Here is a 25,163-nt window from a genome sequence, read left to right on the forward strand (position 1 = left end):
AATGCCTCTGACCTTTGACCTACCCATTGAACAACTAAAACATTATCTTGGAAAAAATCCGCGTCCAGTTGATTTCGATTCTTTCTGGGATCAGGGATTGGCTGAAATGCAGTCCATTGAGCCGAAAGTCGAATTGGTAGCGGCTGATTTTCAGGCACCCAATGCGGAGTGCTTTCATTTGTTTTTTACCGGCGTGGGAGGTGCACGTGTACATGCCAAATTGTTGCGTCCCATAAAGGCGCCATCTCAACATCCTGCTGTGTTGTTATTTCATGGTTATACAGGCGATGCCGGTGATTGGTTTGATAAGCTTGGTTATGTGAATGCCGGATTTACTGTCGTCGCACTAGATTGTCGTGGGCAAGCAGGATTATCAGAAGATCATGGAAGCGTAATTGGAAATACCCTTCATGGACATATTATCCGTGGCTTGGATGATGCGTTGAAGGGTTCTCCGGAGAAATTGCTTTTTCGCCAAGTGTTCCTTGATACTGCTCAACTTGCAAAGATCGTCATGGAAATGCCTGATGTGGATGCCAACAGAGTCGGTGCCATGGGCGGAAGCCAGGGAGGTGCATTGACCGTAGCTTGTGCCGCCTTGGAGCCACGTATCAAACTTGCTGCGCCGTTTTACCCTTTCCTGAGCGATTACCTTCGGGTATGGGAAATGGACCATGCAAAAGATGCTTACAAAGAATTGCAGGAGTACTTCCGCCATTCAGACCCTATGCACACATCGGAAACAGCAATATTCGAGAAACTTGGGTATATAGATATTCAATTTCTGGCCCCACGTATCCGGGCAGAAGTATTTTGGGGAATTAGCTTGATGGACACGATTTGTCCTCCGTCCACGCAATTTGCAGTCTATAACAAGATTACCTCATCCAAGAGAATGGCAATATATCCTGATTTTGGGCATGAACCATTGCCGGGTTTTCAAGATCAAGCTTTTCAATTCTTTATGAAGTTGTAAGAATAAATTTAGCTGACCATATTTTGCTAGATCAAAACTTGATATAGCAAACAATACGAAACGAAATAAGTGGTGTATTTCAGAAATCAGTTTCTGGAGTTTACCCATAACACATTACGGCAGAGATATCCCGCATGAAAAACAACGTACAACTCATCACTTATGCAGACCGTTTGGGTGGAGGTGATTTAAAGACCCTACATCAATTATTGAAGGGGCCGCTTGCTGGGCTGTTTGGTGGTGTTCATATCCTCCCATTCTATTATCCTATTCATGGTACCGATGCCGGCTTTGACCCTGTCGATCACACTAAAATTGACCCGCATCTTGGGGATTGGACGGATATCAAGAGCTTGGGACAGGATGTGGATCTGATGGCGGACCTGATCGTTAATCATGTGTCCTCATCCTCACCACAGTTTTTGGATTATTCTGAAAAAGGGGATGCGTCCATTTACAAGGGTATGTTTCTCACCATGTCCAGCATTTTTCCGAATGGCGCCACCGAAGCCGATCTAATGACTATTTATCGACCACGGCCAGGTCTACCCTTTTCATATACCATCCTAAAGAACAATCAAAAACGCTTACTATGGACCACCTTCTCGAAAGAACAGATCGATATCAATGTAACTGACCCGCAAGGACAAGCGTACTTACAATCTGTGTTGCAAACGTTACATGACAATGGCATCAGAATGGTGCGATTGGATGCTGTAGGATATGCCATCAAAAAAGCAGGATCTAGCTGCTTCATGATTCCAGAAACATTTGATTTTATTGAGTCCCTTGCCAATCAGGCAGCAGCTTTAGATATCGAAATACTTGTTGAAATCCATTCATACTTCCGCAGGCAGATTGAAATTGCTAAACAGGTGGATCGTGTTTATGATTTTGCACTTCCTCCCCTTGTGTTGCATGCGATATTCAACCGTACTGCTCGTTATTTGAAAGAGTGGCTGGAAATCAGTCCACGCAATGCCATCACTGTCTTGGATACGCACGATGGTATAGGTGTGATAGATATCGGAGCTGATAGTGCAGATCCAGAAAGACGTCCTGGCATAATCTCACCAGAAGAATTGGATGCTCTGGTCGAAAAAATCCATACCAATACTAACGGACAAAGCCGTTTGGCTACCGGTGGAGCAGCATCCAATTTAGATCTGTATCAAGTGAATTGTACATTTTATGATGCTCTCGGACGTAATGACAATGATTATTTGCTGGCACGTGCAATACAGTTCTTTGCTCCCGGCGTGCCACAGGTATATTATGTAGGCTTATTGGCGGGTGAGAACGATATGACCTTGCTGGCTAGAAGTAGTGTCGGTCGTGATATCAACCGACATTATTATTCATCTGAAGAGATTCTTTCAGCCATCCAACGGCCTGTTGTTCAATCGCTATTCGAACTAATTCGCTTTCGTAATTGTCATCCCGCTTTTGATGGGTCTTTCAGTATGCCTGAAATTAGTGTTTCCAAAATTGCGATGCGCTGGGAGAATGGAGATCATTGGGCGATGTTAGATGTGGATTTTTCTTCCGGTTCATATTCCATTTCTAATAGCCCGTTTGAGTTACCACCCCAAAAATATTAAATGAACGTGGAGATTATTTGGGGGATACAAGCAAGATAACTCAAGCGCGTGTTCTACACATGATATATAGAACAACCGAAGCATCAGCGATTGAAAAGCTGATTAGTCTGAAACAGGCCAAAAGTTAGGTGGGGATGCGAAAATTGACAGTCACCTCTTGACAAACGTGAGAAAAAGAGTGAGAATATGACAACGTTACCTGATAACGTTGTCATATTCTCGGTATAAGCTTGGTTTGGTAGATAAAGGTCAAATGCCAACAGTACTTGATGTAGCAAAGCGAGCCGGTGTTGCCCCTATAACAGTCTCTCGAGTCATTAATAATTCGGGGTATATCAGCCAATCTACACGAGAACGTGTTGAAGCGGCGGTTAAAGAATTAGGGTATGTTCCAAATACGATAGCACGGGGTCTTCGCTCAAAAAGAACACATACGTTGGCATTAATCGTCACTGACATCACAAATCCATACTTTACACTGATGGCTAGAGGCGTTGAGGATGTTGCGGGGGAATTAGGTTATACAGTCGTTTATTGCAACACAGATGAATCTGAAGATAAAGAAGAGAAATATGCCAATATATTGGCACAGAGACAGATAGATGGTGTTCTGTTGGTCCCTGCACGTGGTGATGCAAAGATCATTAAATTTCTGGAATCAAATGGTGTTACAGTTGTTGTGCTTGATCGCCGTGTCTCAGGAGCAAAGACAGATTTTGTTCGTTCAGACTCGGAAAATGGTGCAAGAGATTTGATAAGGCTCCTTATCGGTCTGGGCCATGAACATATAGCAATGATTACGGGGTCTAAGGAAGTTTCTACTTCAGTAGATCGTGTCACCGGATATCAACAGGCACTAACAGAAGCTGGGCTAAGCAAAAACGAATTGATTTATTATGGGGCTTTTAACCAAAAAAGCGGATACGAACTTACATATCAGGCAATGAATCGCACACCTAAACCAACAGCTATATTTGGAGCTAACAACTTTATTACGATTGGGATCATTAAAGCGTTGCATGATTTGAAAGCGGATGTACCGGGGGATGTTTCTGTAGTTGGTTTTGATGACTTGCCTGAATCCATGTTGGTTAGACCATTTCTAACAGTTGCCAGACAACCTGCATACGAAATGGGGCGCTCAGCAACTGAGCTACTACTAAAACGTATTTCTGGGGATCTGTCAGAAGATTTCCATGAAATTATTTTAAGCACTGAAATTATCCAGCGTGAATCCGTTGGTCCGTTGAGGAATAGTGAAAAATAAAGTAGGAGAAAGATTTTTTTATCTGTATGTGACAACGTTACCATACAAGCGTTTCCAACGCCCCTTAGGAATAGGATGAAGAGGTGAGAACACCAAATTCATCTTCCGTAGCTGTAATTGGTATGTCGAACCAGCTCAATTTCTTTCGTACGCACGTTTCCAGTTCTACCATTGCTTTCCGTTAAACATAGGAAGCTAGAAAGGAGAATACAAAATACTAAATAAAAAACCTTGCGCCCTCTATTGTCGTTTGTTTAAGCTACCTATTCTAATTTCATTCGAGGAGAAACAATGTCCAAGCAAATTTTGAAATATGTTCTGTTTCTGACTGTGATATCAATGGTTTTGGCCGCCTGTGGCGCTCCGGCGACGCCGCAACAAATTGAGGTCACCAAGATTGTTAATGGGGAAACAATTGTGGTTACTACCACCCCTGTACCTACCGAGAATCCTTATGATGATAACGCTCCTATCACAGTTTGGATTGATGCGGATCGTCAACCTGCTTTTGATGCTTATGTCGCGGCACATCCAGATAAAGCCAAGCTTCTCAAGGCAGTGACTGTGGATCGTGAGCAGTTCCCGGCGAAAGTTCTGCTCTTCAATAATACGAACCAAGGCTGGCCAGATGTAGTTTTTGCAGAACCCCGCCTCGTTGGGCGTGTGGCTGATGATGCACATCACTTCCCGCTTGATCTCAAGCCATGGGTACCTGCTGATGTACTCAGCGGCTATACCGGCATGGATGGCTGTACATTTGGTGACAAGGTCTACTGCCTGCGCTATGACTTAGCTATGTTTGTGTTGTACTATAACAAGCCACTCATGGATGAGTTCGGTTATACCGTACCCACAACATGGGAGGAATACCAGGAACTCAGTGATAAGGTTGCTGCAGAACATCCTGGTTATTACTTGGGAACATGGGGTGATGGTTGGACATTCATCAGCTATTTTGACGCTAGCGGTTGTCCCTCTCACGAGTTGGTGAACGATGCCACTCTCAAGATCGATATGACAGACCCGCGTTGTGTACGCGCTGCAAAATTGGTCGACCATATGCTGGAAAATGGTACGATGTTCAATACCGATTATTTCAGCGCTGAATTCGCCTCTGTTGTTTCAAGTAACAAACTGTTAGCGATGCCGGGCCCGGCCTGGATGTTCGGTGTCTTCGGCGGTAACGAGAATAGTTCCTGGTATAAGACATCTGAAAAGCAACTCGGAGTTGCAAATCCATTGAAATGGAAAGACGATGAGAAAGCCATAACCCCAGCCATGGGTGGCGCGGCATGGACTGTCTCCAGCCATACGAAGAACCCCAAGCTGGCTGTGGACTTTATCCAGTGGGTTACCACTGACCCAGGTTTCTGGGCAGGGACCACCAATTTCCCAGCTTACAAACCCATCCAAAATTTGTTCCAAGAATCAATGAAGACCAACGAACTCTTCGCCAATGATCCTTTCCCGGTCTACCAACAGGCTGCGACTGACATTGGTCCGTTGGACAAGTGGCCGCGCTTTGACCTCATAGCTCCATTAAGTGAAGCTGTCAAAACAGGGCTACAGGAAAAGAGATCAGTTGAATCGATATTGCCTGATGTGGCAGACAAGTTGGCCCCATTGGCAGAAACTCAGGGGTATCTAGTCGAAGTAACTAAGTAGTAGTGTTTCAGAATAAGAGGGTCTCTCGACTCTCTTATTCTGATGTAATGGGCGCGTTTCGAATAAGTCAGGTTTATAGAAACGCGCCCCGCCTCTGTCTTTTCTGGAAAGATGCAGTCCACAGGAGTTTTTCGTGACTAATCAAACTTCTTCCATCCCTCTGAATAAGCCGCGTTTCGCAAGTTTTACCATTTGGCGCCGTTTGACTGCCTACCTGTTCGTGTTGCCATATTTCTTGGTTATGTTGGCATTTGGTCTTGGCCCAGGTCTCTATGCACTAGTACTCAGTTTTGCAGATTTCAGTACGGGTCTACCGAAATATTTTTCAGCAGGCTTTGGTAACTATCTGGCTGTTTTCAAGGATTTTCGCTTTGCCTTTACTTTCGGTAACATCGCAGAATTCCTGATTATCTCGGTGCCGCTTGGGATTGCCATGGTCATCATATTGGCAATCTTGTTACAAATGCGCCCCGGTCCATTATCGACTGCTTTACGTACCCTGTATTTTGTATCCGGTGCAGTGACTGGTCCTGTGTTGGTGTTGGTTGCCATTTTCATGCTGGACCCCAGTATCAGTCCCTTTCAGACTCTTCTACATCGTATGGGTTTTCAATTAACCAATGATGTGATCTATGACGGCAGCTTACCTACAATTTTCACACTCGTTGGCTTTTTCTCTGGCGCAGGTATGTGGATCGCGATCCAATACGGTGCGTTGGAAGCTATTCCAACGGAGGTGTTGGAGGCCGCTACCATTGATGGCGCTAATGCCTGGCAAAAAGTGTGGCTCATCAAAATTCCGCTTATCCGCCCTTATATCATTTATCAATTTATTCTGATCTTGGCAGGGAATGTGCAATTGTTCGTAGAACCGCAGATTTTAGGTGGTGGTAACAACCTCGGTGTTGGCGGTAATGTACCAACGGTTTGGTCGCCAAATCAATTGGCCTACAACTTTGCCTTTGAGATGGGGAATTTTGGCGCCGCTTCTGCGCTTTCATTGATCTTGTTGTTGATTGGTTTGGGAGCCGCATACATGATCATCCGCTGGACCGGCTTTTTTAATATTGAAGAGTAAGGAGAGTGATGAATGTCTAAAATCGATACCTTGCGATCAGATTCTCGCCCAACATTTCAACAAAAGTTGAAAACTTTTTGGATGAAAACTGGCGGCGATATGGGAGTTTTGGGATTTGGGTTGCGTTGGGGAGTGCTGTTGCTGTTCGCTGCATACTTCTTTATTCCCATATTATGGCTCGTGTTGGCAACTTCTAAAAGTGCGCCTCAACTTCTTGAGATGAGACCCTTGGCCTTTGGTTCGTTCCAACGTATTCAGGAAGCATGGCAGAGAATTGTTGAATATCAAGATGGCGAAGTTCTATTGTGGGCGTTCAATTCCATTCGTTACGTGATATGGGCATTAGCCTTATCACTATCGATTAGCATCCCTGCTGGTTACATTCTGGCTGTTTCTCGTTTTCCAGGTCGTCGTCTATTAATTTGGTTGACATTGATCACCATGTTGTTGCCACCCTCGGCTCTGGTATTGCCCATGTTTATGGAACTGAATCTGTTCCATTTGATCAATACTCAGTGGTCTGTCATTTTGCCATCTGCTTTTTTCCCCTTCGGCACATATTTGACCTATATCTATTACGCCTCGAGTCTACCGCGCGATCTGCTTGATGCGGCGCGAGTGGATGGTTGTTCTGAGGCGCAATTGTTCTGGCACATTGCCTTACCGCTTGCGACTCCATTGTTGGGCTTGCTCGCTTTCATTAATTTCAATACCAATTGGAATAATTTCTTTGGCCCCTATGTTTTGTTGAATGACAATAGCCTCTTCAACCTGCCAGTTGGAATTCAGCAATTTGTTGCGGCGACTTCCGCCCTCCGCCCTGGATTCAATCCCAGCCCCGGTGTGATGGTCGGTTATCAACAAGCTGAAGCGGCGTTATTCGGGCTCATCATGGTAGTGCCTGTGGCGATTGTATTTCTGATTGCTCAACGCTATGTCGTTGGGGGGGCCTTTACTGGTTCCGTTAAAGGTTGATGCTGTGCATTGTGATGATAGCTAAAAAGTAACCTGGATCATATGAATTTAATTGAATTCACTACCCAACCGGGAGAGCTCTGGCTTGAGACTTCGCATGGCATCATAAGCCTGACTGCATATTCTCCGCGTATTATTCGGATTCGGTATACGCTTGAATCAGGCTTCTCACGAAAAGACAGTTTGATGGTCGTGCCTGATGCGCAAATTCCGACAAATGTTGTTGTTAGAAAAACGGACGGCTCGCTCTTTTTCTCAACATCCGAACTCACCATTCAGATTGATCGCAGTACGTTAGCGTTCAAATATCTGGATGTACATGGCAAAGTTCTTACAAGTGAACCAGAGCGAGGTGGAAAAACTCTTGTCCCGGTGGATGTTACGAAATTTATTTCCAGCAAAGAAAATGACATTCACACAGATGTAGGCGCTGATGGGTTACGAGTTTCGACCAATGCCTTCAAAGAGGTATTTGACCGCAAAGCCTATCACACGAAACTTGAGTTTGAATGGATGGATGGGGAGGCTCTTTATGGTCTGGGCTCTCACGAAGAGGGAATGCTAAATTTACGTGGTCAGCACCAGTATCTGTATCAGCAAAACATGAAGGCAGTTGTTCCAGTTCTTATTTCTACAAGGGGCTATGGAATTTTATTGGACAACTACTCCTATATGACATTCCATGATGATGCCTTCGGCTCTTACCTGTGGACAGATGTTGCAGACGAAATGGATTTTTACTTTATCTATGGGCCGGAGTTCGATCAAATTGTCAGCGGAGTTCGGACATTAACTGGGAAAGCTCCCATGCTCCCACGATGGGCATTTGGGTATATCCAATCGAAAGAAAGATATGAATCGCAAGATGAATTGATTGAAGTGGTGCAAGAGTACCGCAAACGTGGACTGCCCCTCGATTGCATTGTATTGGATTGGAAGTCTTGGCCGGAAGGTCTGTGGGGACAAAAAACACTGGATCTCAAACGCTTTCCAAATCCAAAGGAGATGACTGCAGAACTTCACCGGCTGAATGCCCGTTTGATGGTTTCTATTTGGCCGATCATGTCGCCCGAGAGTGATAACTGCATCGAAATGCGTGACAAGGGGTATTTGCTTGGAAACCAGGCTACTTATAATGCGTTTCAAAAAGAGGCACGTGAACTCTATTGGAAACAAGCCAACGAGGGACTATTCTCTAACAACATAGACGCGTGGTGGTGTGACTGTACAGAACCATTCGAAGCGGATTGGAAAGATGCATTCAAACCTGAACCGGAAGAACGAGTACGAATCAATACCGATGAAGCGAAAAAATATCTTGACCCTCAATATATTAATGCGTATTCCCTGTTGCACTCCAAAGGTATTTACGAGGGGCAACGACAAATAACCGACCAGAAGCGTGTTGTGAATCTGACACGTTCGGCATATGCCGGGCAACACCGCTATGGCACGATTACCTGGTCTGGAGATCTTGCCGCCACTTGGGAAACATTGCGCCGCCAGATCGCTGATGGGTTGAACTTCTGCGTAACCGGGTCTCCGTATTGGACTTTGGATATTGGCGCTTTCTTTGTAAAGAACAAACCTGAACTGTGGTTCTGGCATGGTGATTACGATCAAGGCGTGGACGATATGGGCTATCGGGAACTCTATGTGCGTTGGTTCCAGTTTGGCGCGTTTCTACCCATGTTCCGCTCGCATGGCACCGATACCCCGCGCGAAATCTGGCGCTTCGGCAATCTAGGCGAACCGATGTACGACGCGCTCGTTAAATTCCTTCGGCTTCGCTATCAATTGATGCCTTATATCTATTCTTTGGCTGGGCAGATCGCGCACGAAAACTACACCATGTTACGTGCTCTGCCTTTTGATTTTCGCGGTGACCCCGCCACATATAACGTTTCCGACCAGTTTATGTTTGGCCCAGCTTTGCTGGTCAACCCTGTGACGAAGCCGATGTATTACGGTCCCAATTTGATGCCGTTATCTGGTATTGAAAAAACTCGCTCAGTGTATCTACCCGTTGGCAGTGATTGGTATGACTTCTGGACAGGTGAACGTTATGCAGGTGGGAAAACATTAATCGCAAATGCAGATTTGGACACAATACCTTTATATGTGCGTGCCGGATCGATTATCCCACTAGGCCCGGATGTTTTTTATGCGGATGAGAAACCACAGACCATTGTAGAACTTCGAATCTATCCCGGGCAAGATGGTACGTTTACTTTATATCAAGATGAAGGCGACAATTACAACTATGAAAAAGGCCTTTTTGCAACCATTCAGTTGCGATGGGAAGATGAGGTGCACCGTCTCATTTTGGAAGAACGTAAGGGGGAATATCCTGGAATGAACAAGACACTGGAATTTTCAATTTCGGTAGTTGGGGAGATGTACGAACATAAAGTTATATATGATGGAACACAGAAGGTCATTAATGTCCACTGAGTATGCTACTCGTTTGTCGCTTTTCCAATTTGGCGATATGTTGGTTGAGTATTTGCTGGCGACTGACTCTCAAACAGTTGGGTTACGTATGTTTCCCGCGTCGATGGTGGATAAAGTTGTGAAGCGTCGTGAGTTTTTGCGAACCCATGAATCTCTTTTGTTACCTGACACATTTCCTCCGATGCGTGCCTGGCAAGTCGAGCCGCTGGTTCAGGTTAAGCTAACAAGCGATGCGGTGAGCGGTGGGTTTAGTCAAGGCATCACCTTGCGTAATAGTGCAACACTATCCAGCTTGCATTATGTTCGACAGGAAGTAGTTGAAGGGAAAGATAAAACAGAAGTTGTTACGACCCTACGCTCAGAGCGAGGCTACGCGTGTGAGCATCATGTATCTTATCGGCATGGGGACGAAGCCATCACGATTCAAACACTGTTCCGCAACGAGAGTCAAGAAATCCTTTCTCTGGAACTCCTCGCCAGCTTTTCGCTCTCTGGGCTGACTCCGTTTGCGGAGGATGACGCGCCCAATCGTCTTTACTTGCACCGTTTTCTCAGCTCATGGAGCGCCGAGGGGCGTCATCTTTGTCAATCATTGGAAGAACTTAATCTGGAGCGTTCGTGGAGTGGACATGGCGTCCGAACTGAACGGTTTGGTCAGGTTGGTTCAATGCCGGTGCGTGGATACTTCCCGTTTATAGGTGTGGAAGACCGGGCTGAAGGTGTCTTTTGGGGTGCGCAGTTGGCATGGGCAGGTTCATGGCAGATGGAAGCATATCGCCGTGACGATCAGTTGAGTCTTTCAGGCGGTCTTGCGGACCGTGAGTTTGGTCACTGGACGAAAAACGTGGCACCCGCTGAGTCCTTTTCTAGCCCACTGGCGTATGTGTCCACCGTCAAAGGTGATTTGGATGACCTATGTCAACGTCTAACGTCCATGCAAGTTGGGGCTGTGGATCAAGCACCACTCAGCGAACAATCTCTCCCAGTGCTTGCCAACGAATGGTGTACCACTTGGGGTAACCCTGAACACGTACGTATGGTTGAAATTGCCAAACGCTTGAAGGGTTCCGGTGCAAAATATTTTGTGATCGATGCAGGGTGGTATCGGGATGATGGCGGTAATTGGGAATTCTCTCAAGGAGAATGGAAGCCCAATCGCAATTTGTTTCCACAAGGGATTGCCGCCACTGCCGCCGCCATTCGTGAACAGGGACTTATCCCCGGGATTTGGTTTGAGTTCGAAGTAGTTGGCAATCAATCACCGTTGTTCAGTTCGATGACCAGCCTTCTTCAACGCGATGGGTTTCCCGTTACAGCAGGTCAACGCCGCTTCTGGGATTTCCGCGACCCATGGGTACGTGAACATCTTCGCGAGAAGGTTATTTCTCAATTGCGAGATTCTGGATTCGGTTATATCAAGGTGGACTACAACGAGACCATCGGCATTGGCGTTGATGGCGCTGAATCATTGGGGGAAGGATTACGAGAGCACATCTTGGCTGTACAGGATTTCTTCCGAGAGATGCGCCAGGAACTTCCTGATCTGGTAATTGAAGTCTGCGCTTCAGGCGGACACCGGTTGGAACCGTCGATGTTGGCGCTGGCCAGCATGGGTTCCTTTTCTGACGCGCATGAGTCACTCGAAATTCCGATCATTGCCGCCAACCTGCACAGACTAATTTTGCCGCGTCAATCTCAAATTTGGGCTGTTCTCCATGAATCTGATTCACATCAGCGCTTGACATATTCCCTGGCCGCTGGATTTTTAGGCAGACTATGCCTTTCGGGCGAAATAGATAAATTGGACGATGAGCAATGGTCGCTGGTGCAGGAAGCGATTCGTTTCTACGACAAGGTCGCACACATCATCAAGAATGGCAAGAGTCGTCTCTATCAACAGATCGGCACTGCCTGGCGATATCCACAGGGAATACAAACAGTGATGCGCCTCTCAGAAAATGGGAAACAGGCTTTGGTGGTTGTGCATGCGTTTTCAAAACCACCTTCAAATGGAATTGATATTTTGCTCACGGATGGGAACTGGAAAATCTCCAACACTTTTCCTGCGACGAACTCTTCCGCTGTAATTACTGGGAATCAACTGCGTATAAAGACTCCCAATGAGTTTGAAGGTTTCGTCCTATGGTTGGTTTGTGATTGAGTTCTTTTTGCAAAGTTTATAGTAATAGTTTCATACGCTGGCCTCATGGATTTTAAATGAAATCGGTTCTTTCATATTGAGGAAGAACCGTTTGAGCACTGAAAGATATTAAGGAGAATTATTTATGTTGATTGGAATATCCCCTCTGATTTCCCCTGAATTGTTGGCACTTCTACACCGTATGGGACATGGCGACGAAATTGTACTTGCGGATGCGCACTTTCCTGGCGAAACCTACGGGAAACGCGTACTGCGTGCAGATGGATTGCGCATTCCTGATCTGCTGGATGCCATCCTGCCTCTTTATGCCTTGGATACCTATGTCGAAAGCCCGTTGATCATGATGCGCGCTGTTGCAGGCGATCAATTGGATCCTGCAGTGGAATCATCCTATCGTCAGGCTGTAGACAAACATTGGCCAGATACTCCACCCATTCAGCGGATCGACCGTTTCGATTTTTATGACAGGACCAAACAAGCTTTTGCTGTCCTGATGACCGGTGAAACAGCGAAATATGGCAACATCATCTTGAAAAAAGGTGTCACACCCATAGTCCCTAAATAAAGGGGCAAATTATAGGAGAACATGATGAATAACACACTTGAGAAAATTGACCCTGACTTGGTACCTTATCGCACATTATATACAGGTGCAAAAATTCCCGCAGTGGGATTGGGAACGTTTGGCTCGGATCGTTTTACTGCAGACCAAATTGCACAAGCCGTCTTGGGCGCCGCCCAGATTGGATACCGTCATTTTGATTGCGCTGCTGTCTATGGCAATGAAAAAGAGATCGGTGTTTCCTTGCAGAAAATCATGAACAGTGGCATCTCACGCAAAGAATTATGGATCACCTCCAAGCTTTGGAATGACAAACATGCAGAAGAAGATGTCATCCCTGCCTGCAAGCAAACGCTTAAAGACTTGCAGTTGGAATACTTGGATCTCTATTTGATCCATTGGCCGTTTCCGAATCACCATGCTCCCGGTGTAGATGTCAATTCCCGCGACCCTCATGCAATTCCCTATATCCATGAAAATTACATGAAGACTTGGCGACAAATGGAAAAGTTGGTGGAGATGGGCTTGGTTCGCCATATTGGAACGTCCAACGTGACGATTGCTAAATTGAAGCTGTTGTTACGCGATGCCAAGATCAAACCCGCCGCCAATGAAATGGAAATTCACCCGCATTTTCAGCAACCGGAACTTTTCCAGTTTTGCCTTGATAATCAGATGGCGCCGATTGGTTTCGCTCCCATTGGTTCGCCCACACGCCCAGACCGGGATCGAACGCCTGATGATACTGTTGATATCGAAGATCCGGTCATTGTAAAAATCGCGCAACGACTGAACATTCATCCTGCGGTCGTTTGTGTCAAGTGGGCAGTTCAACGTGGACAGATACCGATCCCGTTTTCGATTCACCCCGATCAATATTTGAACAATCTCAAAGCCGCTGTTTCAGAACCTCTCACAGAACAAGAGATGCAGGAGATTGCAGGCATTGATAAGAACAACCGTCTGATCAAAGGTCAGGTTTTCTTGTGGGAGAGCGCCAATGATTGGCAGGATCTATGGGACTTGGACGAGAAAATTGCGTTGGAATGATTCGGCGTATATAACGGAACACCATGGCAACCAAACATATCTTAACGGTGGACGTAGGGACGTCCAGTACAAAGACAGCCTTGTGGACAGAGACTGGACAATTGGTAACCCAAGCTTCCTCCAGTTACAACCTGCATCGCCCAGAACCGTTAATGGCCGAAATCCATGGGGACAGTTGGTGGCAAGCTGTTTGCGGGACGATACAAACGGTTCTTACGAAGGGTGGGGTTGATCCTGCTTCGATAGCCGGTATCGGCGTCGACGGCGTTGGCTGGACGTTGATACCGGTGGATCGTACAGGCGATCCACTTCACCCGGCCATGATCTGGTTGGATCGCCGAGCCGGGCAGGAAACAAATTGGCTCAAATCATTACCTGAAGCCGATAACCTGATAGCCCTAAATGCCAACCCACTAGATGCCGCTTACATTACTCCCAAGTTAATATGGCTTAAGAAAAACCGTCCTGACATCTTTAATTCAGCATATAAATTTCTCGAAGCAACTGGCTTCATCGTGTCGCGATTTACAGGTGAATTTATCTGTGATTACACACAAGCCTATGGTTACCATTTTTTTGACATCAGAAACGAGAAGTGGAATCAACATGCCGCCGAAATTATCGGTGTGCCGATAGAGAAGATGCCGCTCTTATCTCGTAGCGCAGAAGTTGTAGGCACAGTTACTAAAAAAGCCGCTGAACAAACCGGCCTCAAGCCCGGTATACCCGTCATCGCTGGTTGTTTGGATGCAATCGCCGGTGCATTAGGTTCGGGCGTGGTCAAAGTGGGGCAGACCAACGAACAGGGTGGACAAGCGGGTGGCATTGGCATCAGCCTGGATCATGTTGTGGTGGAACCACGCCTGATTTTTTCTCACCACGTGATTCCCGGGCAGTATCTTCTGCAGGCTGGAACTGTCGGCGGTGGATCGCTCAGTTGGTTCAGAGACCAGCTTGGGCACCCGGAAGTGAACGTTGGAAATTTGATCGGTCAGAATCCGTTCGAGTTGTTTAGCAAACAAGTTGAGGCATCCAAACCCGGAGCGGGTGGTCTCATCTTCCTGCCCTATATGGCGGGCGAGCGGACTCCTTTGTGGAGCAGTATCGCTCGAGGAGTATTTTTTGGCCTGACGTATAACACGACCCGCGCCGATATTTTGCGAGCCATCATGGAAGGGTGCGCTTTTGCCGTGTACGATAATTTGCAGATCGCCGAAGAGCATGGGGTAAAAGTGGATGAGTATTTAGGCTCTGGCGGTGCGGTTCAGAGCGCGGTTTGGTGTCAGATCAAAGCTGATATTTATGGGAAGCCTTTTGTTGTTGCCAAACTTGCTGATGGTAGTGAGGGTGGACATGGCTTGGGGTTATTTGCCTTGACCAGTTACGGGATCGGATTACACAAGGATATGGGAAAGTGTGTTTCTGACTTGCTCCCAAAGCGACAGGTCTTTGAACCATCTATGAAGAACCATGATCTATATCAAGAACTGTTTGGGGTTTATCGAAGCCTGTCTCGAAAATTGATGGATGATTTTTCCAGACTGGCTGAGATCATGCGGAAAGATGACGAATAATAGAAATGGAGAATTGAAAATGAAAGCCGTTGTACTTGAAAACCAGAAGGTTATTACTTATAAAGATGTCCCGACACCCGAACCGGGCCCGGGTCATGTGCGCCTTAAGATAAAAGCTATTTCGATCTGTGGCTCAGATATCAAACGTTACGTGGATGGACATCGAATGTATCCCCTTATCCTGGGGCATGAGAATTCCGGGATCATTGATCGTGTTGGTGATGGCGTCAGTAAAGAATATGTGGGCAAACATGCCGCCATTATCCCTCTTGTGCCTTGTTTTGAATGCGAAGAATGTAAGCGTGGATATTATTCAGCCTGTCACAGCTATTCTTTCATCGGCTCACGCCAATCAGGCGGCTTTGCCGAGTATGTTGACCTTCCGGAGAAAAATGTTTTTATCCTGCCCGATGAACTGCCATTTGAACATGCCGCGTTGATCGAACCCTCGACAGTTGCGAGACATATGCTGGCTTTGGGAGATTTCAAAAGCGGGCAAACTGCGGTTGTGTTGGGCTCGGGTTCCATTGGTTTAATGATCGTGCAATGGCTCCGTATTCTTGGCGCAAGCCAGATTATTGTTACCGATATTTTGGATGACAACTTGCAGATAGCCTCCAAGGTTGGCGCACACGTTACGCTCAATCCATCCAAAGTGGATGTGGCAAAAGAAGTGAAGAAACTGCTCGGGAATGGTGCTGACATAACTTTGGAAGCCACGGGCGTTCCACAAGTTTTGGAGCAAACCATTTCACTGACGCGTCCGCGCGGGAAGATCGTTTTGGCTGGCAATCAGCCACTGGATAAAAGTCTCCCGTTAACGTTCATCGAAAATTTGATGCGACGGGAACTCAGCCTCATTGGTTGTTTTATGTCCTACTCGGCTCCATTCCCCGGTCACGAGTGGACAGAGACTCTGACAGCCCTAATGGATGGCAGCTTGGATATGGACACATTGATCTCCCATCGTTTTCCGCTTTCGAAAACGCCGGAGGTATTTGAAAAAATTGGAGCACATCAATTGGCGCATCAAAAGATCATCTTGAATCCTGAGGAAGTGGCATGACACTGCAAAATGTATTACCCTGGATTCTGCGTGCCCAGCAGGAAGGCTGGGCTGTTGGTGCGTTCAACGCAAATACTTTGGAACAAGTACAAGCCATTGTTTCGGCGGCTCAAGCCGAGTCCGCGCCTGCCATCATGCAAGTGAGTCACCGGGCATTAACATATATTGGCAGTGGCAATGAAATACAAGGACTCAAATATATCGCCGCCATTGGGAAGATCGCCGCTGAAAGTGTTACTGTGCCAATTGCCCTGCATTTGGATCATGGAACAGAGAGTGAAGTGCTTCAGGCTATCGCTTTAGGTTTTACCTCTGTCATGTTTGATGGCGATGCACTACCTTTTGAAGAAAATATTTCTGTCACGAAACGGCTTTGTGAAATGGCTCGTTCTGTTGGGGTCTGCATGGAAGCCGAAATTGGCGAAGTCCCAAAGCCCGATGGGAAAGCGTTCAATGAAGCCGATATTGCACTCACCGATCCTGATGAAGCATTTCAATTTGCTGAGGCAACAGGAGTTGATCTGCTTGCAATCGCTTTGGGGTCTGTACACGGACTCAAGACCAAGCAAATCTCACTGGATCTGGATCGTCTGACAGCTATTCGTAAACGCGTCTCTGTTCCGCTCGTGTTACACGGATCATCTGGTGTTTCGGACCAAGACATTAAGCAAGGTGTGACGATGGGGCTGGCAAAGGTCAATGTGGCGACACAATTGTCTCAAGCCTTCACGGGTGCGGTTCGTGAAGTTCTCAGCCAGGATAAAGAATTGGTTGACCCGCGCAAATATCTGGTCGAGGGAAGAAGCGCTCAAACAGAAATTGTGCGTGAGCGAATTCGCTTCCTTGGTGCATCGGGTAAAGCAGGTTAATGTCCATGATCCTTTGTTTGAACCTAAACGCCGCCATTGATAAGACAGTAGTGGTTTCGTCATTTGAGATCAATAAGATTCATCGCCCTACATCCATGATCGCATTGGCCGGTGGAAAGGGATGCAATGTTGCGCGAGCGCTCAAAACATTCGGGGATGTCCCGGTGGTGTCGGGCTGGGTCGGTGGATTTGCAGGTCAATTTATCGAAAAGGAATTGCATCGGGAGGGAATCCAAACCGATTTTGTTTACACCGATGCCGAGTCAAGAACCTGTACGTCTATTTTGGATTCTGAAAAACAGACCCTGACTGAAATCTATGAGTTGGGTGAACTTATCCCTTCAGTGAAAGTGGATGAGTTACTGGCTCACATTCGAGCGATCATTGCGAATTATCAGGCGGTGACTCTTTCAGGAAGTTTGCCCCCCGGGGTCCCCGCAGATTTTTATGCGCGTGTGATCGAAATTGCCAAAGAAGCAAATGTATTAACTTTCTTTGATAGCAGTGGCGAGGCGCTTCGTAAAGGTGCGGAAGCCGCTCCTTTTTTCATGAAGCCCAATGAAACGGAAGCCAGATCCCTTTTAGGAATCGAGGCGAAGAGTCCAATAGATTTTGCTCAAGCGGCTGTTAAAATATCCATGACATACAAGACAAATGTGTTGCTCTCGATGGGCGCCAATGGTGCGATTGCCGCGAAGGGTCAGGAAGTGTTTATCGTAAAGAGTCCGATAGTAGAAGCAAAAAGCGCCGTGGGATCCGGAGATTGTATGCTTGCTGGCCTCGCATATGGATTTATGCAAGGACTTTCGCTTGAACAAGCTGTTGTCTATGGTGTCGCGGCTGGGACGGCCAACACGCTAATGATCGGAGCAGGACAGTTTAGAATAGATGATTTCAAGAGACTTTGTAATGAGGTTCAGATATCTGCGCATGGATAAAGTCTTTGACAGGCAAGTATGAAGAGTAAGTTTCTAACTTTAAACTGGAGAACATTATGGCCGATACAGTATTTGTGAGCGGCTGTTTCGATATGCTTCATAGCGGGCATGTCGAATTTTTTAGGGAGGCTGGCAAGTATGGTGATCTGTATGTCGCATTGGGTTCTGACAAAACGATCTTCGAGTTGAAGGGGCGATCAACGGTTAACAGTGAACAGGAACGGCTGTTCATGGTCAAGTCAATTTCTTTTGTGAAGGATGCTTTTATCTCGTGCGGCTCGGGGATTTTGGATTTTGAAACAGAACTGCGCGAGATGATGCCGAATTACTTCATTGTCAACGCCGATGGGCATATCCCTGAAAAACGCGATCTGTGTCGTGCTTTGGGGATTGAATACATTATCCTTGATCGCAAACCACATCCTGGTTTCGAGGCACGTTCCACAACTCAATTACGTGAGCGTGACTATTTGCCTTATCGCATCGACCTTGCTGGAGGCTGGCTCGACCAGCCTTTTGTTTCTAAACATTACCCCGGCCCTGTGATCACCATTTCGTTGGAACCCACAATGGAGTTTAATGAACGTAGCGGCATGGCATCCAGTACAAGACGCCACGCAAGAGAACTCTGGGGACCAAAGCTTCCGCAAGGCGATTACGAAAAAATCGCCAAGATGTTATTTTGCTATGATAACCCTCCAGGTACGAAAGTTATTTCAGGTTCGCAGGATTCAATAGGATTGGTGTTCCCCGGTTTGGCATATGCATACTACGAAGGGGAGTACTGGCCCTCCCGCATTGAGCATCGCGTTGACGAAACTCTTCTGCAATTTGTGGAGAATTCAATTTATCTGGTTTCGCTTGGACCACGCTTCGGAGATTACGATGTAATGGCGAATACGAACTTTGACCGCGAGCATGCCAAGGCGCTGGCTGATGCCGCAAATCGTAATTGGCAGGCTATTCTTGATCGGGATATTATCCGTTTTGGACAGTCCATGCGTGAAGTGTTCGATGCTCAGGTGGCTTTATTCCCCAACGTGATGAATGAACGCGTAGCATCATTGATTAATGAATATCGTGACTACGTTTTAGGTTGGAAACTCTCTGGCGCAGGCGGTGGAGGGTATTTAGTGCTCGTTGCTGAGAAACCTGTTCCTGGTTCAGTACGCATAGTGGCACGACGAGCTACGGATTGAAAGAACATAATTATATACTTGGCATGTTTAGGATTTAAGTCTAGGTGTAGGCAATGTGCCGAGTCTGTTGAAACACCAGAGTCTATTGCGAGCGGCGATGAGTCAGATGAATTTATCAGCAAGAGCCTATCACCGCATCCTGAAATTGGCGCGCACCATTGCGGATTTGGCGGGGAGTGATGAGATCCAATCCGCTCATCTGGCGGAGGCGTTGCAATATCGTCCGAAGTTGATGAACTAGAAATGGCTTTTTTATCGTCTAAAACTTGAACAGAGAAGAGAGAGCATTGACGTTTGTGCCTGTTGGCTGAGTGATATGTGGATCTCCAAACGACTCGATGAATACATGCGGGTCGTTTGCGTTTAAACATGCCTGGCGCTCAAACCCTGCCTCGTTGAGTGGAGATTCTTTTCAAGTGAGTTGACCTGCACCATTCCTGTAATAGTGATAAAATTCACAAATAGTCGGTGTGGGTACGCTTATTTTATTCTTTTGTCCCTCACCGCTCAGATGACAAAGCTGATCCATGACTCTTACTGATTGCTTTTGAAATCCCAGAATAGATTATATGCACCTGCCAGGAACCAATGGCAGGTGTGGGATGATCAACTTTCAGTGGAGGAAATTATCCATAGAAACGGAAGCAACTGCCGGGGGAGAGTGAAGCGGGATATCCGTCGAATGGAAGTCCATTTCAGTTTAAGAAATGATGAGTTCATTGACTCAATGGAGCAGTTCAACGATGGAAAGCCTTTACTACCTTCTTCTTGGTCTTGGCGCGTCTGTGTGTGCCTATCGCGCCATGATCTCCAAGCACTTGCTGCCTTCCACGCTTTACCTGGCGGGCGTCAGTGCACTCGTGACCGTTACCCTCTATTTGTTGGGAGCCTATGAAGTTGCAGTGATTGAACTCAGCGTTGGTGCTGGGCTTGTTACTGTATTGCTGGTGTATGTGCTCAGTGTCATCGGCGAAGATGTGCGTGACCCAACATCCATTGTCCCCAAGCCGCTGGCTTTTTTGCTTGTAGCGGGAATCGGTGGGTTGGCGATCTGGATGGCCTACCCTCTGATGATCCATCCAAATGCAAATGGCGATGTGTTGCTTGCAGATGTGCTCTGGAAACATCGCGCGCTCGATGTCTGGGTGCAGGTTGCTTTGATCTTCTCGGGCGTGATGGGAATACTGGGGTTGCTTTCAGAAAAGACTCATCAATCGGAAATCCATGCTCATGAGAACCAGGTGGTTAACGAAGAGCAGGGGATCGCTGTTCAAATGGAAGAGGAACTTCACATATGACACTTACACCATTAAATGCTGTGCTGATGGGGGTCGTGTTATTGCTGATGGTTGGCTTTTATGGATTGTTGATCACACGCAACCTGATCAAGATCGTGCTTGTGTTACAGATCCTTGTGAAGGCTGTGATCGTGGCGCTTGTGTTGGCGGGAAAAGCCAGCGGGAATCTTGGGCTGGGTCAAAGCCTTGCTGCAACTGTGATCGTGGCAGATACGATCGTTGCGGTAGTGGCGCTCGCGTTGGCAGTGCAGGTTCGCAAGCGTGTGGGGACACTCGACCTGACGAAGATCTCTTCTTTACGGGGGTAACATGGCAGCGATCTTAATTGGACTCGTAATTGGCATCCCCTGGTTGGGAGCTGTCGTCCTTTGGCGAACATCGGATGAAAATCCCCGCCTCCAACACACACTGGCAGTTGCTTTTTCCATTGCGGCTGGAATCACATCCCTGGCTTTGATCCCATTTGCCTCCGCAGAGACAGCGGTCAGCATCCCGATGGGTCGCTACTTTGGCGATCTAACCTTCACCGCCGATGGACTCGCCGTAACATTGAGCGCCATCGCCTGTGTCATCGGTTCACTGGCTGTGGTCTTCTCAGTGAACTATATGCAAGGCGAGGAGCAATTGAAACGTTACTACTCTTTCGTATTGCTCTTCATTGGGGCGATGACTGGTCTGGTGCTTAGCGGCAATTTACTCTTCATGTTCTTCTTCTGGGAAATTACTGCGCTCTGCTCCTATGCGTTGATCTCGTTTTATAACGATGACCCGAAAGCGGTGGCGGGCGGTATCAAGGCGCTCATCATCACACAGGTGGGCGGCGTAGGGTTACTTGCTGGCGCACTGACAACATATTCTGCACTTGGCAGTTATCAGGTCTCTAATCTGCTTGGCAAATTTGAAACGATCCCTGCAGGCTTGCTCACATTGATTGCATTCGGTTTCCTGCTTGCTGCCGCCGCAAAGTCGGCGCAGTTCCCGTTCCACACCTGGCTGCCCGATGCAATGGAAGCCCCGACGCCCATCAGTGCATTGATCCATGCCGCAACGATGGTCAATGCAGGTGTCTATTTGCTTGCACGTTTTTACCCTGCATTCAAAGATGTGTCCGGGTGGGCAATGTCCGTTCTCATGATCGGCCTCATCTCAGCCTTGATCTCTGCCATCTCCGCTCTCGTCGCCACGGACCTCAAACGTGCATTGGCATATTCCACGGTCAGCCAGCTTGGTTATATGGTCTATGCCATCGGCGCAGGCGGTGTGCTCGCCAGTCAATTTCATTTGCTCAGTCATGCTGTCTTCAAAGCGTTGTTATTCCTCGCTGCAGGTTCGGTCATTCACAGTGTTGGCACACGTGATATGAAGCGCATGGGTGGGCTTGGGAACAAGATGCCCTTCGTGCGGAACGTTTTCATCATCGGCGCGTTGGCATTGGCGGGCGTTCCGATTCTCAACGGCTTTTGGAGCAAGGAATTTCTTCTCGAGGTCGGCCTCGAACATTCACCGATATGGGCAAATGGACTGATGCTTCTCGGTGCGGGCCTTACCGCTTTCTACACCTTCCGCATGGTATGGCTGGTGTTCTTCGGCACGGAACGCGACCATTTGCACGTCCACGCCGCAGGTTCTGCGATGAAAGTTGCCCTTGGCACTCTTGCCCTTGGCACATTCGTTACCTGGTTGTTCTTCGGTGGATTAAGTGGACTCTTGTCTACAACCCTGCCATTCCATGAAATCGAACATGAGACTCTGCTGGAAATGGTCACTACGATTCTTTCCGCACCCGCAACCTGGTTCGCGTTACTGATAGTTGCCCTGGGCTTCGGCATCTCCTGGCTGCGTATCCGTGCATCACATCTCTTCAAAGGTGGTTGGCTTGATCCATTGGTGGGGACATCCTTCGGTTTCGACTCCCTCAATCGCGCCATCGTTGGCGGCGTGAACAGACTTGCCAATCAGCTCAGTCTCACGCAAACGGGCATCTTGAGCTGGAACGTTGTGGGCATCCTCGGTGCTCTTCTGGCTGTGTTGATCTTTTTGATTTGGAGTGCATGAAATGAATCCAACATTATTTCCGTGGATGATCGCAGTACCGTTGGGTGCTTCTCCATTTGTTTATCTGGCTGGGCGGCTTGGTTACCACAAAGTGGAATTGAACGGTCGCTCACTGCTTGTGCGTGGACTGGCTCTGTTGACCATGCTGGGCACATGGGTATTGTTTGTGTTGAGCTGGATGGAATTTTCGTCACAGAATGAACCGTTGCTCTTCCATCTGGATTCGATCTGGCTGCATGCCGATGGTGTCAGCTTTTTATTGGCTGCCATGGTTTTGAGTCTGGGGACGTTCGTTGTTCTGTTTTCAGGTCCGTATATTGCTGGTGAAGCCGGCGAGGAAAAATATTATGCCATGTTGCTGGCGATCATCGGCATCATGGTCGGCCTGGGATCTGCACGTGACTTGTTCAACTTATGGATGTGGTTCGAAGCGATGGCAGTCTCCTCTTATTTGCTGGTGGCGTTCTATCGTGAACGTCCTGCCTCACTCGAAGCAGGAATGAAATATCTCGTCCAGAGTGCGACGGGTTCGGTGCTGGTCTTGCTGGGCATTGCTCTGGTGCTGGGTCAGGTCGGTACACTGGATATGGATGAGATTCGTTCCACGCTTGCAACTGGATCAGCGGCTCCATTGAGCTTGTTACTTGCAGGTGCGCTCTTCGTCATTGGCTTCGGTGTGAAGGTGGCTTTTGTGCCCTTACACACCTGGCTGCCTGATGCACACTCGCAGGCCCCCAGTGGGATCAGTGCCATGCTTTCAGGCGTGGTCATCGAAGCGGGATTGATCGCAATGCTGCGGGCACTTTCCACGCTTGGCGGGTTTGCTGTTTCATGGGGCACTCTCTTGCTTGCTTTCGGTGCATTGAACATGTTCTTTGGAAACTTGATGGCATTGCGTCAGGTACAGATCAAACGGATGCTGGCGTATTCAAGCCTGAGCCACATCGGTTACATTTTGATTGGCGTGGGTATTGCCCTGACGAATGGAACTCCTGCAGGGGCACAGGGTGCGGCATTCCACCTGTTCAACCACATGGTCATGAAGGGACTTGCCTTCCTTGCGGTTGGGGCGTTGATGTTCGTGTTGCTGGATCGAAACGGGATCCACCGTCCCTTGGAAGTGAACGATCTGGCCGGTGCGGCAAAGAAGTATCCTTTGGCGGCATTCGCTCTCAGCGTTGCATTACTGGCGTTGGGTGGTCTGCCTCCATTAGCTGGATTTATGTCCAAGTGGCAGATCTTTATCGCTGGCTTCGAGGGTTCCGATCCATGGCTGATGGGGTTGGTCATCTTTGCGGCATTGAACAGCGTTTTGTCACTGGGCTATTACGCTCCTGTGGTCAATATACTGTACCGACGAAACATGGGAGAAGTTGTACAACATGGCAGCACAATCCCAATAGCAATGACCATTCCACTGGTGATCTTCATGTTGGCGATCATTCTCATTGGCCTGGTGCCATCTCTCATGAACTGGTTGACCCAACCTGCCGCACAGGCGTTATTAGTGATGTTTGGAAAATAAGGAGAACTCAATGGCAAACTTACTCTTATCTCCACTTTTTGCCTTCTTGATCTATGGTTCATTGGTTGGGATCCTTTCACTGACCAGTAGGGCCATGTCCGCGCGTGGCAAGACCAGTCACTTAAAGACCAGCACCTACGCCAGCGGTGAAGAACATGATACAGAGCCAGCCGCACCCGGCTATCGTCCGTTTTTTATTGCGGCGTTGTTCTTCGCAGTGTTGCATCTTGGCGCGTTGATGCTCGGCACAAGCGGATTAGCACCTGTCAGCCTTGTGTACCTGGGTGGACTGATGCTTGCGCTGTTGGCGCTCATCCTGGGTTAGGAGTTTGGCATGAACGTTTCACAAAATTATGTCAGTCAGTTGATAGAAAAGATCAGTACCTGGGCGCGCGTAAACTCTCCCTGGGCGATCCACTTTAACAGCGGTTCCTGCAATGGCTGTGATATCGAGATCCTGGCAACGCTCACCCTCGTTATGATGTGGAGCGATTTGGGATTAAATTACATGGCAGTCCGCGTCATGCCGACCTGTTGATCTGTACAGGCCCTGTCACGCGTCAAGCCCGTGACCGCCTGATGCGCATCTATGAACAAATGCCCGACCCAAAGTTCGTCGTTGCAGTGGGTTCCTGTGGGATTTCCGGCGGTGTATTTCAGGGATGCTATAACGTGGTAGGTCATATTGATGAGGTGCTGCCTGTGCATGCTTTTGTACCTGGCTGTCCACCCCGCCCGGAAGCCATCATTGATGGCATCGTGAAACTGCTTGGACATATTCAAAATGGCACACCTTCAACACTGAATATTGCATCGAAGATTCAGGAGGCTGCATGACAACTGAGACATA

At 47.7% G+C, this 25,163-nt stretch carries 21 protein-coding genes and 1 pseudogene; all 22 read left to right on the forward strand.

Features of this window, described 5'->3' with window-relative positions; translation table 11 throughout:
* Window position 1 precedes the first annotated feature (1 nt).
* The 22 genes and pseudogenes from IPP66_06970 to IPP66_07075 all read left to right on the forward strand — a co-directional run bounded on the left by IPP66_06970 (window position 2) and on the right by IPP66_07075 (window position 25,150).
* Window positions 2–976 (forward strand): alpha/beta fold hydrolase, encoded by a 975-nt coding sequence (locus tag IPP66_06970; protein ID MBK9925021.1) that lies wholly within the window; start codon window positions 2–4, stop codon window positions 974–976.
* Between the two features lie 134 nt (window positions 977–1,110).
* Window positions 1,111–2,577 carry a sucrose phosphorylase gene (locus tag IPP66_06975; protein ID MBK9925022.1) on the forward strand — a complete coding sequence of 489 codons (1,467 nt, stop codon included), beginning with the start codon at window positions 1,111–1,113 and terminating at the stop codon, window positions 2,575–2,577.
* A gap of 253 nt (window positions 2,578–2,830) precedes the next feature.
* Window positions 2,831–3,844 carry a LacI family DNA-binding transcriptional regulator gene (locus tag IPP66_06980; protein MBK9925023.1) on the forward strand — a complete coding sequence of 338 codons (1,014 nt, stop codon included), beginning with the start codon at window positions 2,831–2,833 and terminating at the stop codon, window positions 3,842–3,844.
* A 291-nt stretch (window positions 3,845–4,135) separates the two neighbouring features.
* On the forward strand, window positions 4,136–5,509 hold the full coding sequence (locus tag IPP66_06985; GenBank protein MBK9925024.1) for an extracellular solute-binding protein: 1,374 nt from the start codon (window positions 4,136–4,138) through the stop codon (window positions 5,507–5,509).
* Between the two features lie 133 nt (window positions 5,510–5,642).
* The gene (locus IPP66_06990) at window positions 5,643–6,587 is read left to right on the forward strand and encodes a sugar ABC transporter permease (protein ID MBK9925025.1); all 945 of its coding nucleotides are present in this window, start codon (window positions 5,643–5,645) and stop codon (window positions 6,585–6,587) included.
* A gap of 99 nt (window positions 6,588–6,686) precedes the next feature.
* On the forward strand, window positions 6,687–7,562 hold the full coding sequence (locus tag IPP66_06995) for a carbohydrate ABC transporter permease (GenBank protein ID MBK9925026.1): 876 nt from the start codon (window positions 6,687–6,689) through the stop codon (window positions 7,560–7,562).
* Between the two features lie 42 nt (window positions 7,563–7,604).
* Window positions 7,605–10,016: a DUF5110 domain-containing protein gene (locus tag IPP66_07000; protein MBK9925027.1), complete on the forward strand. Its 2,412-nt coding sequence runs from the start codon at window positions 7,605–7,607 to the stop codon at window positions 10,014–10,016.
* Window positions 10,006–12,177, forward strand: coding sequence for an alpha-galactosidase (locus IPP66_07005; GenBank protein MBK9925028.1), 2,172 nt, complete (start codon window positions 10,006–10,008; stop codon window positions 12,175–12,177). The genes IPP66_07000 and IPP66_07005 overlap by 11 nt, the downstream gene beginning before the upstream one ends.
* 124 nt (window positions 12,178–12,301) lie before the next feature.
* On the forward strand, window positions 12,302–12,742 hold the full coding sequence (gene fucU, locus IPP66_07010) for an L-fucose mutarotase (GenBank protein ID MBK9925029.1): 441 nt from the start codon (window positions 12,302–12,304) through the stop codon (window positions 12,740–12,742).
* A 24-nt stretch (window positions 12,743–12,766) separates the two neighbouring features.
* Complete coding sequence (locus IPP66_07015; protein ID MBK9925030.1) at window positions 12,767–13,789, forward strand: aldo/keto reductase; 1,023 nt, start codon at window positions 12,767–12,769, stop codon at window positions 13,787–13,789.
* Window positions 13,790–13,812: 23 nt separating this feature from the next.
* Complete coding sequence (locus IPP66_07020) at window positions 13,813–15,363, forward strand: carbohydrate kinase (GenBank protein ID MBK9925031.1); 1,551 nt, start codon at window positions 13,813–13,815, stop codon at window positions 15,361–15,363.
* Window positions 15,364–15,382: 19 nt separating this feature from the next.
* On the forward strand, window positions 15,383–16,429 hold the full coding sequence (locus tag IPP66_07025) for a galactitol-1-phosphate 5-dehydrogenase (GenBank protein MBK9925032.1): 1,047 nt from the start codon (window positions 15,383–15,385) through the stop codon (window positions 16,427–16,429).
* Window positions 16,426–17,298, forward strand: a complete 873-nt coding sequence (locus IPP66_07030; protein MBK9925033.1) for a ketose-bisphosphate aldolase — start codon at window positions 16,426–16,428, stop codon at window positions 17,296–17,298. The genes IPP66_07025 and IPP66_07030 overlap by 4 nt, the downstream gene beginning before the upstream one ends.
* A 5-nt stretch (window positions 17,299–17,303) precedes the next feature.
* The gene (locus IPP66_07035; protein ID MBK9925034.1) at window positions 17,304–18,236 is read left to right on the forward strand and encodes a 1-phosphofructokinase family hexose kinase; all 933 of its coding nucleotides are present in this window, start codon (window positions 17,304–17,306) and stop codon (window positions 18,234–18,236) included.
* 56 nt (window positions 18,237–18,292) lie between these two features.
* Window positions 18,293–19,435 carry an adenylyltransferase/cytidyltransferase family protein gene (locus tag IPP66_07040; GenBank protein ID MBK9925035.1) on the forward strand — a complete coding sequence of 381 codons (1,143 nt, stop codon included), beginning with the start codon at window positions 18,293–18,295 and terminating at the stop codon, window positions 19,433–19,435.
* Between the two features lie 97 nt (window positions 19,436–19,532).
* Complete coding sequence (locus tag IPP66_07045) at window positions 19,533–19,676, forward strand: hypothetical protein (GenBank protein MBK9925036.1); 144 nt, start codon at window positions 19,533–19,535, stop codon at window positions 19,674–19,676.
* Window positions 19,677–20,178: 502 nt separating this feature from the next.
* The gene (locus tag IPP66_07050; protein ID MBK9925037.1) at window positions 20,179–20,733 is read left to right on the forward strand and encodes a DUF4040 domain-containing protein; all 555 of its coding nucleotides are present in this window, start codon (window positions 20,179–20,181) and stop codon (window positions 20,731–20,733) included.
* Window positions 20,730–21,041 (forward strand): NADH-quinone oxidoreductase subunit K, encoded by a 312-nt coding sequence (locus tag IPP66_07055; GenBank protein MBK9925038.1) that lies wholly within the window; start codon window positions 20,730–20,732, stop codon window positions 21,039–21,041. Before IPP66_07050 ends, IPP66_07055 begins: the two co-directional genes overlap by 4 nt.
* Window position 21,042: 1 nt before the next feature.
* A complete protein-coding gene (locus tag IPP66_07060; GenBank protein MBK9925039.1) occupies window positions 21,043–22,788 on the forward strand; it encodes an NADH-quinone oxidoreductase subunit L in 1,746 nt (581 codons plus the stop codon).
* A gap of 1 nt (window position 22,789) precedes the next feature.
* Complete coding sequence (locus IPP66_07065) at window positions 22,790–24,313, forward strand: hypothetical protein (protein ID MBK9925040.1); 1,524 nt, start codon at window positions 22,790–22,792, stop codon at window positions 24,311–24,313.
* 10 nt (window positions 24,314–24,323) lie between these two features.
* Entirely contained in the window at window positions 24,324–24,638 is a 315-nt protein-coding gene (locus tag IPP66_07070) for a hypothetical protein (protein MBK9925041.1), read from the forward strand.
* Between the two features lie 9 nt (window positions 24,639–24,647).
* Window positions 24,648–25,150, forward strand: a pseudogene (locus tag IPP66_07075) (NADH-quinone oxidoreductase subunit B family protein).
* Window positions 25,151–25,163 lie beyond the last annotated feature (13 nt).

Origin of the sequence: Candidatus Defluviilinea proxima, from assembly GCA_016721115.1 — a bacterium.
Classification (GTDB): Bacteria; Chloroflexota; Anaerolineae; order Anaerolineales; family Villigracilaceae; genus Defluviilinea; species Defluviilinea proxima.

Coding starts and splice junctions, on each gene's coding strand:
- IPP66_07065 (MBK9925040.1), top strand. CDS start 22,790: ATGAATCCAACATTATTTCCGTGGATGATCGCAGTACCGTTGGGTGCT.
- IPP66_06995 (MBK9925026.1), top strand. CDS start 6,687: ATGGGAGTTTTGGGATTTGGGTTGCGTTGGGGAGTGCTGTTGCTGTTC.
- IPP66_06970 (MBK9925021.1), top strand. CDS start 2: ATGCCTCTGACCTTTGACCTACCCATTGAACAACTAAAACATTATCTT.
- IPP66_07070 (MBK9925041.1), top strand. CDS start 24,324: ATGGCAAACTTACTCTTATCTCCACTTTTTGCCTTCTTGATCTATGGT.
- IPP66_07040 (MBK9925035.1), top strand. CDS start 18,293: ATGGCCGATACAGTATTTGTGAGCGGCTGTTTCGATATGCTTCATAGC.
- IPP66_07025 (MBK9925032.1), top strand. CDS start 15,383: ATGAAAGCCGTTGTACTTGAAAACCAGAAGGTTATTACTTATAAAGAT.
- IPP66_07020 (MBK9925031.1), top strand. CDS start 13,813: ATGGCAACCAAACATATCTTAACGGTGGACGTAGGGACGTCCAGTACA.
- IPP66_07050 (MBK9925037.1), top strand. CDS start 20,179: ATGGAAAGCCTTTACTACCTTCTTCTTGGTCTTGGCGCGTCTGTGTGT.
- IPP66_06985 (MBK9925024.1), top strand. CDS start 4,136: ATGTCCAAGCAAATTTTGAAATATGTTCTGTTTCTGACTGTGATATCA.
- IPP66_07005 (MBK9925028.1), top strand. CDS start 10,006: ATGTCCACTGAGTATGCTACTCGTTTGTCGCTTTTCCAATTTGGCGAT.
- IPP66_07035 (MBK9925034.1), top strand. CDS start 17,304: ATGATCCTTTGTTTGAACCTAAACGCCGCCATTGATAAGACAGTAGTG.
- IPP66_06975 (MBK9925022.1), top strand. CDS start 1,111: ATGAAAAACAACGTACAACTCATCACTTATGCAGACCGTTTGGGTGGA.
- IPP66_07000 (MBK9925027.1), top strand. CDS start 7,605: ATGAATTTAATTGAATTCACTACCCAACCGGGAGAGCTCTGGCTTGAG.
- IPP66_06980 (MBK9925023.1), top strand. CDS start 2,831: ATGCCAACAGTACTTGATGTAGCAAAGCGAGCCGGTGTTGCCCCTATA.
- IPP66_07030 (MBK9925033.1), top strand. CDS start 16,426: ATGACACTGCAAAATGTATTACCCTGGATTCTGCGTGCCCAGCAGGAA.
- IPP66_07060 (MBK9925039.1), top strand. CDS start 21,043: ATGGCAGCGATCTTAATTGGACTCGTAATTGGCATCCCCTGGTTGGGA.
- fucU (MBK9925029.1), top strand. CDS start 12,302: ATGTTGATTGGAATATCCCCTCTGATTTCCCCTGAATTGTTGGCACTT.
- IPP66_07045 (MBK9925036.1), top strand. CDS start 19,533: ATGAGTCAGATGAATTTATCAGCAAGAGCCTATCACCGCATCCTGAAA.
- IPP66_07015 (MBK9925030.1), top strand. CDS start 12,767: ATGAATAACACACTTGAGAAAATTGACCCTGACTTGGTACCTTATCGC.
- IPP66_07055 (MBK9925038.1), top strand. CDS start 20,730: ATGACACTTACACCATTAAATGCTGTGCTGATGGGGGTCGTGTTATTG.